This window comes from Microbacterium tumbae (genome assembly GCF_054780175.1).
Window position 1 is genome coordinate 1,489,538 of sequence record NZ_BAAGWV010000001.1, and the last position, 13,758, is coordinate 1,503,295.

General features: G+C 70.8%; 7 protein-coding genes. 1 reads left to right on the forward strand and 6 read right to left on the reverse strand.

What is annotated here, in order from left to right; genetic code table 11:
• Positions 1-3 precede the first annotated feature (3 nt).
• The 6 genes from ACYVGQ_RS06825 to ACYVGQ_RS06850 form a co-directional block, all read right to left on the reverse strand.
• Positions 4-819: an energy-coupling factor transporter transmembrane component T gene (locus ACYVGQ_RS06825; protein ID WP_460783809.1), complete on the reverse strand. Its 816-nt coding sequence runs from the start codon at positions 817-819 to the stop codon at positions 4-6.
• Positions 816-2,786, reverse strand: coding sequence for an ABC transporter ATP-binding protein (locus ACYVGQ_RS06830; RefSeq protein WP_460783810.1), 1,971 nt, complete (start codon positions 2,784-2,786; stop codon positions 816-818). Before ACYVGQ_RS06830 ends, ACYVGQ_RS06825 begins: the two co-directional genes overlap by 4 nt.
• 32 nt (positions 2,787-2,818) lie before the next feature.
• Entirely contained in the window at positions 2,819-3,361 is a 543-nt protein-coding gene (locus ACYVGQ_RS06835; protein WP_460783811.1) for an ECF transporter S component, read from the reverse strand.
• Between the two features lie 398 nt (positions 3,362-3,759).
• Positions 3,760-4,677, reverse strand: a complete 918-nt coding sequence (locus ACYVGQ_RS06840; protein WP_460783812.1) for a pirin family protein — start codon at positions 4,675-4,677, stop codon at positions 3,760-3,762.
• A complete protein-coding gene (locus ACYVGQ_RS06845) occupies positions 4,674-4,976 on the reverse strand; it encodes a GNAT family N-acetyltransferase (RefSeq protein WP_460783813.1) in 303 nt (100 codons plus the stop codon). Before ACYVGQ_RS06845 ends, ACYVGQ_RS06840 begins: the two co-directional genes overlap by 4 nt.
• Positions 4,977-5,063: 87 nt before the next feature.
• Positions 5,064-7,643, reverse strand: coding sequence for a LuxR C-terminal-related transcriptional regulator (locus ACYVGQ_RS06850; protein ID WP_460783814.1), 2,580 nt, complete (start codon positions 7,641-7,643; stop codon positions 5,064-5,066).
• A gap of 500 nt (positions 7,644-8,143) precedes the next feature.
• Between ACYVGQ_RS06850 and ACYVGQ_RS06855 the strand changes: the two genes are divergently transcribed.
• On the forward strand, positions 8,144-13,603 hold the full coding sequence (locus ACYVGQ_RS06855) for a CshA/CshB family fibrillar adhesin-related protein (protein ID WP_460783815.1): 5,460 nt from the start codon (positions 8,144-8,146) through the stop codon (positions 13,601-13,603).
• Positions 13,604-13,758: the final 155 nt, after the last annotated feature.

Here is a 13,758-nt window from a genome sequence, read left to right on the forward strand (position 1 = left end):
CTCTCAGGAGAGCTGCCAGGGATGGAAGGCGATGAACAGTGCAGCGGATGCCGCGACGAAGAGGACGATGAAGGCCACGTCGCGGGCGCGGAAGGGGACGAGGTGCCGTTCCGTCCGGGTCGGATGGGCGCCGAAGGCGCGGGAGTCCATCGCCAGTGCCACGCGCTCGGCGTGCCGGATCGCCCCGGCGAGCAGCGGGACGATGTAGCCCCACCCCCGTGCGATCCGGGCGAACGGACCGCGCCCGCCGTGGTTGCCGCGCACGCGATGAGCGGCGCGGATCACGGCCAGCTCATGGCTGAACCTCGGCACGAACCGATAGGCCGCCAGTGCCGTGTACCCGAATCGATAGGGCAGGCGCAGCTGCTGGACGCTCGCCCGGACGAGATCGGGGCCGGTGGTGGTCAGCCCGCCGATGAGGGCGAGGGCGAGGATCGCTCCCAGGCGCAGCGCGGTGGCGAACCCGATCTGGAGCGCCCCGGCGTACAGGGTCCATGCGCCGACGCGCAGCAGCGGCGCGGTGGCGTCGACGAGGCCGGCATCCACCCAGAGCGAGAAGGCGATCCCGAAGACGAGCAGAGCGAACGGGATCGCGAGGAGCACGGCGGCCGCGCCTCGCGTCAAGTGGGCGCCGAGCAGCACGAGCAGGTAGCCGAGCCCGAGGAAGGCCGCGGGGGTCGCGAGGTCGCGTACGAAGACGAGCAGGATCATCGCCGGGAGGACGGCGGCGATCTTGGCGAGGGGATTCAGGTGGTTCAGGAAGCAGCGCGGGGGAGCCGGCGGCTGCGGAGCGTAGGGATCGATGACGGAGGCGCTCATCGGGCCTCCTCCGCGACCAGCTGCCGCAGTGCGGACGGCAGCGCACGGTGCAGGGGAGGAAGGCGAAGGCCCGCGTCCTCGAAGAGGCCCTCGGTCGCGAACAGCCGCGGGGTCTCCCCGTCGGCATGGACGCGCCCCTGGGCGAGGATCACCGTGTGCGATGCGTGATCGGCCACGAGCTGCAGGTCGTGCGTGACGATGAGGATCGTCGTGCCCTCGGCGCGGAGCTCGTCCAGCAGCCGCAGCAGCTCGTCGGCCCTGGCGCGGTCCTGGCCGAACGTCGGCTCGTCGAGGGCGAGCACCCGGGGCTGGGCGATCAGCGCGGTGCCGACGGACAGGCGCCGCTTCTCGCCGCCGGAGAGCAGGAACGGATGCACGTCCGCCTTGTCCGAGAGACCGAAGCGGCGCAGCATCCCCTCGACGCGCTCGACGATCTCGGCTTCGTCGGCTTTGCGCAGCCGGAGTCCGTGGGCGAGCTCGTCGAACACGGTGTGCGCGATGAACTGGTGCTCGGGGTTCTGGAACACGAAGCCGATGCGCGCCGAGAACTCGCGAGGGGATGCCGTGGCGGGGTCGAGGCCGTCGACGCTCACCTGGTGCCGGGGCGGGGGGACGACGCCGGCCAGCGCCTGGATCAGGGTCGTCTTGCCCGCGCCGTTCGCGCCGACGATGGCGGTGAGGGATCCGGCCGGGAGGTCGAGGTCGATGCCGTGCAGGATCTCCCTCCTCCCGCGCTCAACGGTGAGTCCACGGGTGCGGATGATCGCCTGGGGGGAATGACCGGACAGTTGCAGGGAAGAAGGACGGATGTCGGGAGACTCCCGCCAGATCCGCCCGACATCTGTGACCTCCGCCCGCCGTCCGTCCGTCGAGCGGTCGGCTCCCCTCCCGTTCGAGCGAGCGGTTCCCCTCCCGTTCGAGCGGTCGGTTCCCCTCCCGTTCGTTGAGCGAGCGGAGCGAGTCGAAACGGGTCTTGTCTCGGGCTGCGTTTCGACTCGGTCGGCTGCGCCGGCCTCGCTCAACGTGCGGGAGGAGGGTGCTTCGTCGTCCTCGCTCAACGTGCGGGGGGAACCGGCGGCGCCGTCCTCGCTCAACGTGCGGGGAATATCCCCACCCGGCGACCGGGGGAGCAGGGAGACGAGCTCCTCCGGGGTGAGCGGCAGCGGAGCATCCGGCGGCAGGACGCCGCGCGAGCGGAGCATCCGCCCGGCCAGCATCGCGGCTGGAAGCCATACGCCCATCGTCACGAGCTCCTCGGTCCGCTCCCGCAGCACCTCGCGGGCCGGACCGTCGAAGACGAGGCGCCCTTCGCGGTCGAGGACGAGCACGCGCGTCGCGAAGCGCATCGCCGCATCGAGGTTGTGCTCCACGAGGACGATGGCGCGGTCGCCCGTCGCGACGAGGTCGGCGAGCGCGTCGTAGACGTCGTCGATGCCCTGCGGGTCGAGGTTGGCGGTGGGCTCGTCGAGGACGATGATCGGCGAGCCCATCGCGAGCGCGCACGCGATCGCGAGGCGCTGGCGACCGCCGCCCGACAGCCGATCGGGGTTCTCCTCGCGCCGCTCCCAGAGCCCCACCCTGCGCAGCGCCGCCTCGGCGCGCGCCAGGATCTCCGAGACGGGGAGCAGGAGGTTCTCGAGGGCGAAGGCGACCTCGTCCAGCACGGTGCCGGTGACCTGCTGGGCATCCGGGTCCTGGAAGACCATCGCGATGTCCGTGCTGAGCGAGGCGACCGGGGTGGTGAGTGTGCTGCGTCCGCCGACCTCGACGGAGCCTTCCACGGCGGCGGGCACCGACTGCGGGATGAGCCCGTTGAGCGCCAGGGTGAGCGTCGACTTCCCCGAGCCGCTGGGACCGAGGAGGAGCACGACCTCCCCGGCGTCGACATCGAAGGAGACGCCTTGGGGCGAAGGGCGTGAGGAGCCCGCGTGGGTCAGCGCGAGGTCACGCACGCGAAGCAGGGGCATTCCTCTAACTTAGCCGAGCCTTACCTATGGCGTCAGTTCCGGGCGACCCCTGCCCTTCGCAGCGCGTTGCCCACTCCGAGCCCCACCAGCGTCCAGGCGATCGGGCCGAGCACCGAGATGGCGAGATAGGCGATCTGGGCCCAGGGCTCGAGCGTGCCGAGATCCACGGCGAAGAAGACGACGACCGCGACGAGGACGCCGATGACCGCGGCCGAGATGAAGAAGCGCCAGGCGCCCCAGGCACGGTAGCGGGTGAGCGCGGCGACGCCCTCCTGGATCCCGCCGAACAGCAGGGCGGTCCCGAGGAAGCGGAACGTCCATGCCGGATTGAACGCGCTCGCGATCAGCGCGGCGAACACGTGGGCGGCGAGCGCGACGAGGGGCCGGCGCAGCACCTCCTGCGCGATGATCCCCGGCAGCACGTGCGAGCCGAGGACCAGCCCGTACGCCCAGGGGACGCTCACGATCACCAGCGGGGTGAGGAGTCCCGCGATGCCGCCGACGATGCCCGTTGCGACCCCGACGGCCGCGCACACCAGCAGGACGCGGGTGGACAGGAGGGGGCTCTTCGGCACGGATCCAGCCTAGTGTCCGCCCGGTAGGCGAGCTCCCCCTCCCCGTTCGTCGGGCGCTCTCCCCCGTTCGTTGAGCGAGCGGAGCGAGTCGAAACGGGTCTTGTTGCGGGCTGCGTTTCGACTCGGTCGGCTGCGCCGTCCTCGCTCAACGAGCGGGAGGGGAGTTCGGCCGTGCTGCCCTCGCTCGACGAGCGGGGAGGGGCTCGGGTGCGCCGTCCCGTTCGTCGGGCGCTCTCCCCCGTTCGTTGAGCGCTCTCCCCCGTTCGTTGAGCGAGCGGAGCGAGTCGAAACGGGTCTTGTTGCGGGCTGCGTTTCGACTCGGTCGGCTGCGCCGTCCTCGCTCAACGAGCGGGGAGGGGAGTTCGGCCGTGCCGTCCTCGCTCGACGAACCAGCCGGGTCAGATCCGCCGGCGGCGGGGCACGAGACGCACGTTCGGCAGCTCGGGCGCGGGCACCCGCTCGTCGCCATGGGCGGTCACATGCCCGAAGCGGGCGGCCGAGGCGTCCGGCGACTCCCAGTCCGCGCGCGCCTCCGCAATCTCCTCGTGGGTGCGGGCGGCGAAGTTCCACCACATCACGAGGTCCTCCTCGAAGGGCTCGCCGCCGAGCAGGAAGAGCAGCGCGCCCTCCGCGCTCGTCACCGTCACGGCGTCGCGGGCATCGCCGAGATAGAGCATCTCGTCGCGCACGAGTGTCTCGCCGTCGAGGGAGCATCCGCCCTCGACGAGCAGCAGCGCGTGCTCCCACGCCGGATTCAGCGGCAGCGTCACCGTGCCGCTCGCGGGGACGGAGATCTCCGCTCCCACGATCGGCGAGTGCACGGTCGCCGGGGACCGAACCCCGGCGAACTCGCCGAGCACGACGGTGGCGACCGCATCCGCTCCGAGATCGACTCGGGGCAGGTCGGTGTGCTGCTCGAAGGCGCCGGATCCGTGCCGTGCCGCCTCCGGCAGGACCACCCAGAACTGCAGGGCGTCCAGGGGGATCGGATCCTCGGTGAGGGAGTACTCCGAATGGGAGATGCCGTTCCCCGCCGTCATGAGGTTGAGCTGCCCGCGGCGGAGGGTGACGTCGCTGTCCACCGAGTCGCGATGCCGCATGTCGCCGACGAGCGGCCAGGTGACGGTCTGCAGGCCGATGTGCGGATGCGGCTCGACGCGCATGCGCACCGGTCCTGGGCCGAACCGGTCGAGGAAGCACCAGGCGCCGACGGTCGGCAGATCCTTGTGCGGGAGGGTGCGCTTGACGTTCATCGCGCGGACGCCGCCCAGCGGCACCTCGCGCGGTGCGAGCGGGATGCGCCGCGGGCCGATCATTCCCCCGGCACCTGCGGCCAGCGGATCTCCGCGCCGGAGACCTCGTGCGTCTTCAGGTAGCTCGCGACGTAGGGGCAGTACGGCACGATCGTCTGCTCGGACGCCACGGCATCCGACAGCGCGCTCGCCGCGAGGATGCCTGCGAGCCCCTTGCCCTGGAACGCCGGGTCGACCTCCGTGTGCGTGAAGAGGATCTCGCCGGGGCGGCGCTGGTAGTCGGCGAAGCCGACGAGGGTGTCGCCGATGCGGATCTCGTAACGGGACGCCTCATCGTTGCGGGTGACGGCGGTGTCGGTCATGGCTGCTGCTCCTTCCCGTCTTCGACCACCCTAAGCCCGGCGCACGGGGATGGTCCGTGCCGCGAGCGGCTCGCTGCGGCCCGGAGGTCACTCCCTCCAGATGATCCCGGCCGACTGCGCGGCGTTGACCGCCTCGATCCGCGAGTGCGCTCCGAGCTTGGCGTAGAGCGATCGCATCTGGCTCTTCACGGTCGCCTCGGAGACGAAGTGCAGGCGGGCGATCGCAGCGACCGAGACGTCGTCGGCCAGCTTCTCGAGGACGGCGAGCTCGCGTTCGGTGAGGCGGATGATCTCGAGGCTCCCGGGGAAGATCTCCGGGATCCGTGCTCGGCGCAGGCGCTCGAGCACCTGCGCGAGCTCAGGGATGTCACGCGCGGGGGCGTCGCGTGATCCGGCGTGGGTCAGAGCGAAGGGGAGCAGTGGATCGCCCATGCGCTGCGCCATGGTGCATGCCTCGATCCAGCGGCTTCGCGACTTGTTCGGATTCCCGGCCCGCTCGAGGAGCGTGGCGCGGAGGATGAGGGTCTCCAGTCTGACCCGATCGGTCACGTGCCGTGTGCGCAGGATCTCACGCGTGACGCTCAAGGCGCCGGCGATGTCGCCGGTGAGCCAGTCGAGCCGGGCCCTGGCGAGCTGGATCATCGGGTGGACCGAGTTCGTCCTGGTCAGGACCGCGGCCGCTCTGGTGCCCTCGCCGGCCGCCAGGAGCAGATCGACTTCGGCGGCGAGCAGGAGCGCATCCGCCGCGCTCTCGGGGTTGAACCACTCCTGGTGCCGCATCCGCGACACGTCGAGATGCTGGAATCCGCCGGGCCGGTCCGACCAGAGCAGGTCGTATCGCGCTTGAGCCCAGGCCGCCATCGCCCACAGCTCGTCACGCGTCTCGAGCAGCCGCAGGACGCCGAGCTCGCTGTCGGCGGTGTTCCGGTCGAGACGATCCAGTGCGGTGATCGCCCGCGCGATCTGCGCCGCGCTCGGCACATGCGGCATCAGCCACATGCGGGGAAGGGTGCCGCGGACGTCGACCTGCCGTGAGAGCCACACCCCTGCCGAGCGGAGGTCTCCTTCGATGGCGGCCTTGACGGCGAGCACCCCGGTGATCTGATTCCGTTCGAACCCGTTGACCTCCGGGGCGCGTTCGAGCGCGGCGAGTGCGAGCGCCAGCTGCTCAGCGGCATCCTTCCCGCGGCCGGCGAGCTCGTAGGTCAGGGCGAGCTGCAGGCGGGCCATCGGAACGAACGGGCGCATGTACTCGGGGATCCCGGCGCCGACGATGATCGAGAGGTAGTGGGCCACGCGTCCGACCCTGACGGCGTCCTCGTAGCGTCCGGAGCGACGCAGCACGATGAAGTCCGCCACGGCGCGCTCGGCCGCCTGGACGGGATTGGTCCTGCGGGCGAGATCGACGATGTCGAGGAAGGAGCTGACGGCGGGCGGCGGCAGATCCTCGGGGCTCATCGCGGCGCCGAGGATGAGATGGCGCACGGCATGCGTCTTCGGATAGCGGGCGGCGACATCGGCGGGCATCTGCCGCATGGCCGTCACGATGACGTCTTCCGAGAGATTGACGAGCTGATGCCAGGAGGATTCGAAGAGCTCCGCGATGAAGGGCCAGTCCTTCCTGGCGTACGCCTGGCGCAGGGCGATCTCCGGCCGGCCCTGATCCTTCCACCAGGATGCGAGCGCCGCGCTGCGCTCGTCGCCGTCCCATTCCGGAGCGCGCGCCACGCCCGACAGGACGACCCGCCGTATCACGCCGGGGAACTCGTAAGCCGGCTCCTCGCCGTCGGGGCCGATCGTGCGACCGATCAGTCCCTGCTCGGCGAGCTCGTCGAGCGCTTCGTCGATCCGCTCGTCTCCGGTCAGGAATCTCGCCGACCCCACGGTCAGGGTTTCGGCGATGGCCAGCCGCACCATCGTGTCCACCAGTCGCGGATCGACGACATCGTCCATCAGCCAGGAGCCGAAGGAGGCGTCCGCCCCGACGATCGCATCGTGCACGCGCGTCGACGTCGCCGGGCGCCGTGCGAGATGCCGTACGACCTTGTCGATCATGGCGGGCCATCCGCCGAACGCGTCGGCGAGCGCCTCGGCGTCGTCGTGACCGAGGCCCGCGCCGTGCAGCTCTGCGAGGCTCGTCACCTCGTCGGCGGTCAGAGCCAGATCGTCGGCCGTCACGGTGTCCGCGTCGGGGAGGAGAGACGGCACGACGGTTCGCGATCGGGTGGCGGCGATCAGACGTACGCGCGGATGACGGCGGATCAGATCGGCGATGCGCTCGTGCGCAGCCCTGTCGCGCATCAGATGAAGTCCGTCCACGACCACCGCGGTGTCCGCGTCGCCCGTGATCTCCGCCTCGGCGAGCGCGAGCGCCTCGAGCGCGGATGCGGTCCGGTCGCCGATCGCGATCGACCTGTGACCGTCGTCGTCCATGGGCGCAGGAGACACCAGCCATGCGGTCGCGGACGCCGCTGCACGGACGGGGACGATCCAGATCACGTGCGCAGAAGTCCGGTCCGCCCATTGCCGCAGCACGACGCTCTTCCCGAATCCGTGGGGAGCCCGCACGATGCACGCCGTGTGCGACTGCTCGATCCGCGCGACCAGCCGGGGACGGTCCAGCTCGGGGCGATCGCGCGGCGCGGCCCCGGCGTGCACGCTCGACATCCTGTGGCCTCCTGTTGTCGCTCATCCGAAGGCCACGTCGGCCCTGACCGCAGCCGGCCGCGATCGATCGGGATGCTGATTGCGCACCGATCTCTCGAAGTGCGATCTCTCCGGGCGATCGCGAGTGTCTTCGGCCGGGGCGGGTCAGCTCCTCGCCATGATCCTGCCAGCACCGCGGTCGGCGGGAGTCCGCCGTCGAGAGCTGCCTCCGGGAGATTCCGCGGGTCGGGGAACGGATTTCAACACCGAATCAACACCTGCGGATGTGGTGCGGATGCCGGTTCTTCGGGCTCGATGGAGATGCGAGGGCTGCGCCGATCACCCAGGGGAGCGCGGCACCACGCACGAGACGATCGGGGAGGATCAGCATGGGGGAACGACTGTCGCGTTCGCGTCGAGTGAGCGCACGGAGTATCGAGGAAGCGGGCGGGGCGCCGAGGATGCTGCGCCGGCCAAGACGGAGTCTGGCGGCGACGGCCGTCCTGGCACTGCTGGGAGGCATGGTCGCGATCACCGGCCCCGTCTTCACCGCGCCACCGGCGAATGCGCAGTACGCGACGGGCGGGTCCGGCCTCCATCAGGGATCGATCGACTGGTTCGAGTGGGGCACTCCCGGTCAGGCGATCCCGGCTGCCGGGCTGACCCGGACCAACACGCGGACGGTGGCGGGTCAGACGCTGGCGACCACCTGCACCCTGTCGAATCTCACAGGCGGCCCGCTGCAGGCCTACCGATCGGGCGAGTGGGGCGGTGACGCCCTCGACAACCTCTACAACGTCGGCGGCACCGGGCTCGCGAACCAAATGGTCGCTGGAGTGACCAATGCCCTCGACGGTCAGTTCGCATCCTTCAGATTCGCGTGCGGGGTGACGCTCAACGGCGTTCCCGTGCCCCTGCAGGGACTCGTTGTCGCCGACGCGGAGGCGAGCAACGCTTCCAACGGGGAATACGTCCAGGCGCGTCCCGAGCAACCTTCCGCCTGGCGGATCATCGACCGCTTCCGGGGGCCCGACTGCGCGACGAACACGCAGGCGATCCTGTCCGCGAACGGAACGATGCGTTTCGCGCCCGATGGCCAGGAGTGTGTCACCCAGGGACTCGGCGGCAACCAGCCAGGGCCGATGGCCGTTGGCTTCATGGAAGGCGCGACCAGTGCGCTGGTATCTATTCAAGGCGGGGGCAAGAGTGCTGTCGCTCTCGGCGTCGTACTGCAGACCGACTTCGGTGACGCACCGGCGAGCTACGGCGAGGCCGGCGCGCTCTTCGAGCCCACGTGGCAGGGCGGCACCGTCCCGGTCGGGACGACCCCGGTGTCGGGATCGGGCTTCACGCTCGCCACACAGGGGCAGCCGCTCACCCGCCTCGGCGCGACCGTCGACGCGGATGCGGACTATCAGCCCAGCGCCGACGCGGACGCGGACGACGCCGATGGCCAGGCCGATGAGGATGCGATCGACCCTCCCGGCACGATCAATGTCACGCCGGGGGAGACCTACACTCTCGAAGACGTCCGGTGCACCGGGCCCGGCTACGTGGCCGGCTGGATCGACTGGAACCGCAACGGCACGTTCGATGAGGGCGAGCGCTCCGGCGTGGTCCCGTGCACCGGTCCCTCGGTGGACCTGACCTGGACGGTGCCCGCGGACACGGTGCCGTCCGTCGGCGCCGACCAGACATTCCTCCGCCTCCGGATCGCCGCGGACGACGTCGCGGTCTCCTCGCCCACCGGCATGACGACGTCCGGCGAGGTCGAGGACCACGCGCTGAACGTCGCGCTTCCGGCGCTGTCGATCCAGAAGTCATCGGATGCCACCGAGGATTCCCGTCCCGGCGACACGGTGACGTACACCGTCACCGCCACGAACACGGGCGAGAGCGACTACACCGCCGACTTCCCGGCGGTCGTGTTCGACGATCTCTCCGGTGTCCTCGACGACGCGACCTACGACAACAACGCGTCCGCGAACCAGCCCGGCGCCGTCTCTTACGTCTCGCCGCTGCTCTCGTGGACGGGCGCGCTGGGCATGGGGGAGTCGGTCGAGCTGACCTACACCGTCACGCTCAGGGCGGGCGGCGACGGCGCGGTGCGCAACGTCGCCTGGCAGCCCGCGGATCCGGAGAACCCCGAAACCCCGGTGTGCGACCCGCCGGAGGGCGGCGTCGACCCCGAGACGGGCGAGGCGTGCGCGGAGAACGAGTACCTGCTGCCGAAGCTGACCATCTCGAAGACCGCGGACCGCACCGAGCTGCCGGCCGTCGGCGAGACGGTCGAGTACACGATCACGGTGACGAATGAAGGCCCCGGCGTCTACACGGCCGAAGCTCCAGCCACCGCGACGGACGATCTGACGAACGTGCTGGACGCCGCGACCTTCAACGACGACGCGACCGCCTCCGTCGGGGAGGTCTCGTACGACGAGCCGACCCTCTCGTGGGAGGGACCGCTCGGCGCGGACGAGTCGGCGACGATCACCTACACGGTGACCTACACGGGCGAGGGCGACCAGAATCTGCGCAACCTCGCGTGCGTCCCGGTCCCGGAGACCGCGGCGGGCGAGCCGAGCTGCGACTTCGTGCAGATCCCCGGTGCAGGGCTCACGCAGTGGAAGCAGGTGCAGGCATCCGACGCCCCCGCCGTCGCGGGTACGGTGCTGACGTACACGCTGTTCTTCGACAACGACGGCGAGGCGGCGGCCGACGTGGATGCGGTGGACGATCTCACCCACGTGACGGACGATGCGGACGTGACCGCGGAGCCGGCGTCGGCCGACGGTCTCACGGTCGACCGTGACGGGGATCGGATCTCCGTCACGGGCTCTGTGCCCGCCGGGGAGACCTACACGGTCACCTACCAGGTCACGGTGCGGGCCGACGGGGAGCGCGGCGACGACATCGCGGCGAACTTCCTGCTGGCCCCCGGCGAGGAGCCTCCCACGGATCCCGAGTGCGATCCGGCGGATGGGCAGTTCCCGGACTGCACGACGACCCCCGTCGCGGCGGTCGTGTACTCCAAGGCCGTCTCCGCCGACTCCGATCCGGTCGTCGCCGGCACGGTGCTGACCTACACGGTGACGGTGGAGAACACCGGTGCGGTGGCCGCGCCCGTCTCCCGCGAGGACGTCCTGACCGGAGTCCTGGACGACGCCGATCTGACGAGCGATCCGGTCTCGGACACCGCCGGCGTCACCGTCTCGGCGGTGACGGGAGGCCGCTTCCAGATCGGGGGCGAGCTCGCCGCCGACGCGACGGCGATCATCACCTACCAGGTGACGGTGAGGGCGGATGCCGAGCGCGGCGACAACCGGGCCGACAACTTCCTCGTGCCGCCGGGCGGCACGCCGCCCGAGGACTGCGTCGAGGGCTCGGACCAGTGCACGAGCACGCCGATCCCGCTGATCGAGGCGTCGAAGTCGTCCGACCCGGAGTCCGGTTCGACGGTCGTGGCCGGCCAGGAGATCGTCTACACGCTGACGTTCGTCAACAGCGGCGAGGCGGCGGGTCCGGTGGACTACACCGACGATCTCGCCGATGTGCTCGACGATGCGACCCTCACGGCGGGGCCGACGACATCGGACGATGCGCTGGAGGTCGCTCAAGACGGTGACACTCTGCGCGTCACCGGCTCGCTCGATCCCGATCAGACCGTCACGGTCGCCTACACGGTGACCGTGAACGCGGACGCCGACCGCGAGAACAACCGCCTCGGGAACGTGCTCGCCCCGACGGGCGTCACCGATCCGGAGTGCGGCGACGACGGCGTCTCGTGCACAGAGCATCCGGTGCCGCTGCTCGAGTCGTGGAAGTCGGTCGAGGCGGATGCGACCCCGGTCGCGGCCGGCACGGTGCTGACGTACACGCTCTCGTTCGAGAATTCGGGGCAGGGCACGGCCGTCGTGGACGAGGCCGATGACCTCACCCACGTCATCGACGACGCCGACGTCACCACCGAGCCGACCAGCGCGGACGGGCTGACGGCGTCCAGGGACGGGAACCGCATCTCGATCACGGGCGAGGTGCCGGCGGGGGAGACCCGCACGGTCGCCTATCAGGTCACGGTGCGGGCCGACGGGGAGCGCGGTGACGACATCGCCGCCAACTTCCTGCTGGCCCCCGACGAGGAGCCGCCGACGGACCCGGTCTGCCAGCCGGAGGACGGCGAGCGCCCGGACTGCACGGTCACCCCGATCGGGATGCTGCTGACGGGCAAGTCGGTCTCGGCCGACACGGACCCCGTCGACGTCGGAACGGTGCTGACGTACACGCTCACCTTCGACAACCAGGGCGAGGGGCCGATCGTCGTCGACCACACGGACCTCCTCGCCGATGTCCTCGACGACGCCGAGCTGACCACGCCCCCGGCCGCATCCGATGAGGCGCTGAGCGTGTCGGACGTCACGGACGGCGCATTCGCCGTGACCGGTGAGCTGGCCGCCGGGCAGACGGTCACGGTGACCTATCAGGCGACCGTGAGGACGGAGGCCGACCGCGGCGACAACACGGCGGACAACTTCCTCGTCCCGACCGGCGAGGAGCCGCCGGGCGAGTGCGCGGAGGGCGACCCGAACTGCACGGTCACCCCGCTGCCGCAGGTCGCGGTGTCGAAGTCCGCAGACCCGGAGACGGGTTCGGACGTGCAGGCCGGCCAGGAGGTCGTCTACACGCTGACGTTCGTCAACAGCGGCGAGGCGGCGGGTCCGGTCGACTACACCGACGACCTCGCGCAGGTGCTCGACGACGCCGATCTGACCGGTGCGCCGCTGGCTGACGATCCTGCCCTGACCGCGACGGACGGCGCGGACGGGCTGGTCCGCGTGACCGGCGTCCTCGCATCGGACCAGACGGTCACCGTCTCCTACACCGTCACCGTCAAGCCGGACGGCGACCGCGGCGACAACCGTCTGCGCAACGTGGTGGCCAAGACCGGCGCCGACGACCCGCAGTGCGGGGACGACGGCGTGGCGTGCACCGAGCATCCGATCGGTGAGCTGGACGACGGGAAGACGGTCGATCCGGCCACCGGCTCGACGCTGCGCCCGGGTGAGACGGCGACGTACACGCTGCACTTCGAGAACACCGGCCAGGCGCCGGTCGAGGTGAACCGCGACGACGTCCTCACCAGGGTCCTCGACGACGCCGAGGTCACGGCCCAGCCCGTGGCATCCGGCGACGCGCTGACCGTCTCGGCGATCGAGGACGGCAGGTTCACGATCACCGGGACTCTCCAGCCCGGTCAGGTCGTCACCGTGACCTATGCCGTCACCGTGAAGCCCGACGGGCAGCGCGGCGACGACCGGCTGGACAACTTCCTCGTGCCGAACGGGGAGGAGCCGCCGGAGGGGCCGTGCGTCCCGGCGGATGGGGAGCGTCCGGACTGCACGTACAACCACGTCTCCGACGTGAGCGTGGCCAAGTCCAGCGATCCGGAGTCCGGCACGGAGGTGGGCCAGGGGCAGGAGGTCGCCTACACGCTGACCTTCACCAACCGGGGCGCCAATCCCGATGCGGCCGACGTGGCCGTCGACTACACCGACCACATGGCCGACGTGCTCGACGACGCCGCGCTCACCGCGGGACCGGCGGTCTCGAACGGGAACCTCACGGCCACGGTCGACGGTGACACCATCCGCATCGTCGGCGCCGTGCCGACGGGCGAGGTGTACACGGTCACCTACACGGTGACGGTCAACGCCTACGGCCAGCAGGGCGATCACCATCTCGGCAACGTCGTCGCGCTCACGGGAGAGGAGCCGGTGTGCGCGCCCGACTCGCCGCTGTGCACGGAGCACGATCTGACGCCGCCGCCGCCGTCCGGCGGTCTTCCGAGCACCGGCGGAGACGTCCCTCTGGTGGCGCTGCTGCTCGCCGCGGCGACGCTGCTCGCCGGCGGCGTGCTGGTGGTCGTCGCCGCGCGGAGACGACGCGATCAGCGGGTCGGCGAAGAGCGTGAGCTGCTGAGCTGATCCGTGCGCCCGGAGCGCGCGATGGGGGTGCGCGCTCCGGGCGACGACCTCGCGACCGTCGCCGTGACGGCGGTCGCGAGTCCGGTGAGGAGCCGGAGTTCCGGTCCCGCAGCCCGGACCCTCCCCAGCAGGCTGGCGGGACCGGAACGGTTCGT

What these genes read in the sequence shown, in the direction of transcription:
- ACYVGQ_RS06840 (WP_460783812.1), bottom strand. Translation starts at nt 4,677, where the DNA reads ATGATCGGCCCGCGGCGCATCCCGCTCGCACCGCGCGAGGTGCCGCTG.
- ACYVGQ_RS06825 (WP_460783809.1), bottom strand. Translation starts at nt 819, where the DNA reads ATGAGCGCCTCCGTCATCGATCCCTACGCTCCGCAGCCGCCGGCTCCC.
- ACYVGQ_RS06830 (WP_460783810.1), bottom strand. Translation starts at nt 2,786, where the DNA reads ATGCCCCTGCTTCGCGTGCGTGACCTCGCGCTGACCCACGCGGGCTCC.
- ACYVGQ_RS06855 (WP_460783815.1), top strand. Translation starts at nt 8,144, where the DNA reads ATGGTCGCGATCACCGGCCCCGTCTTCACCGCGCCACCGGCGAATGCG.
- ACYVGQ_RS06845 (WP_460783813.1), bottom strand. Translation starts at nt 4,976, where the DNA reads ATGACCGACACCGCCGTCACCCGCAACGATGAGGCGTCCCGTTACGAG.
- ACYVGQ_RS06850 (WP_460783814.1), bottom strand. Translation starts at nt 7,643, where the DNA reads ATGTCGAGCGTGCACGCCGGGGCCGCGCCGCGCGATCGCCCCGAGCTG.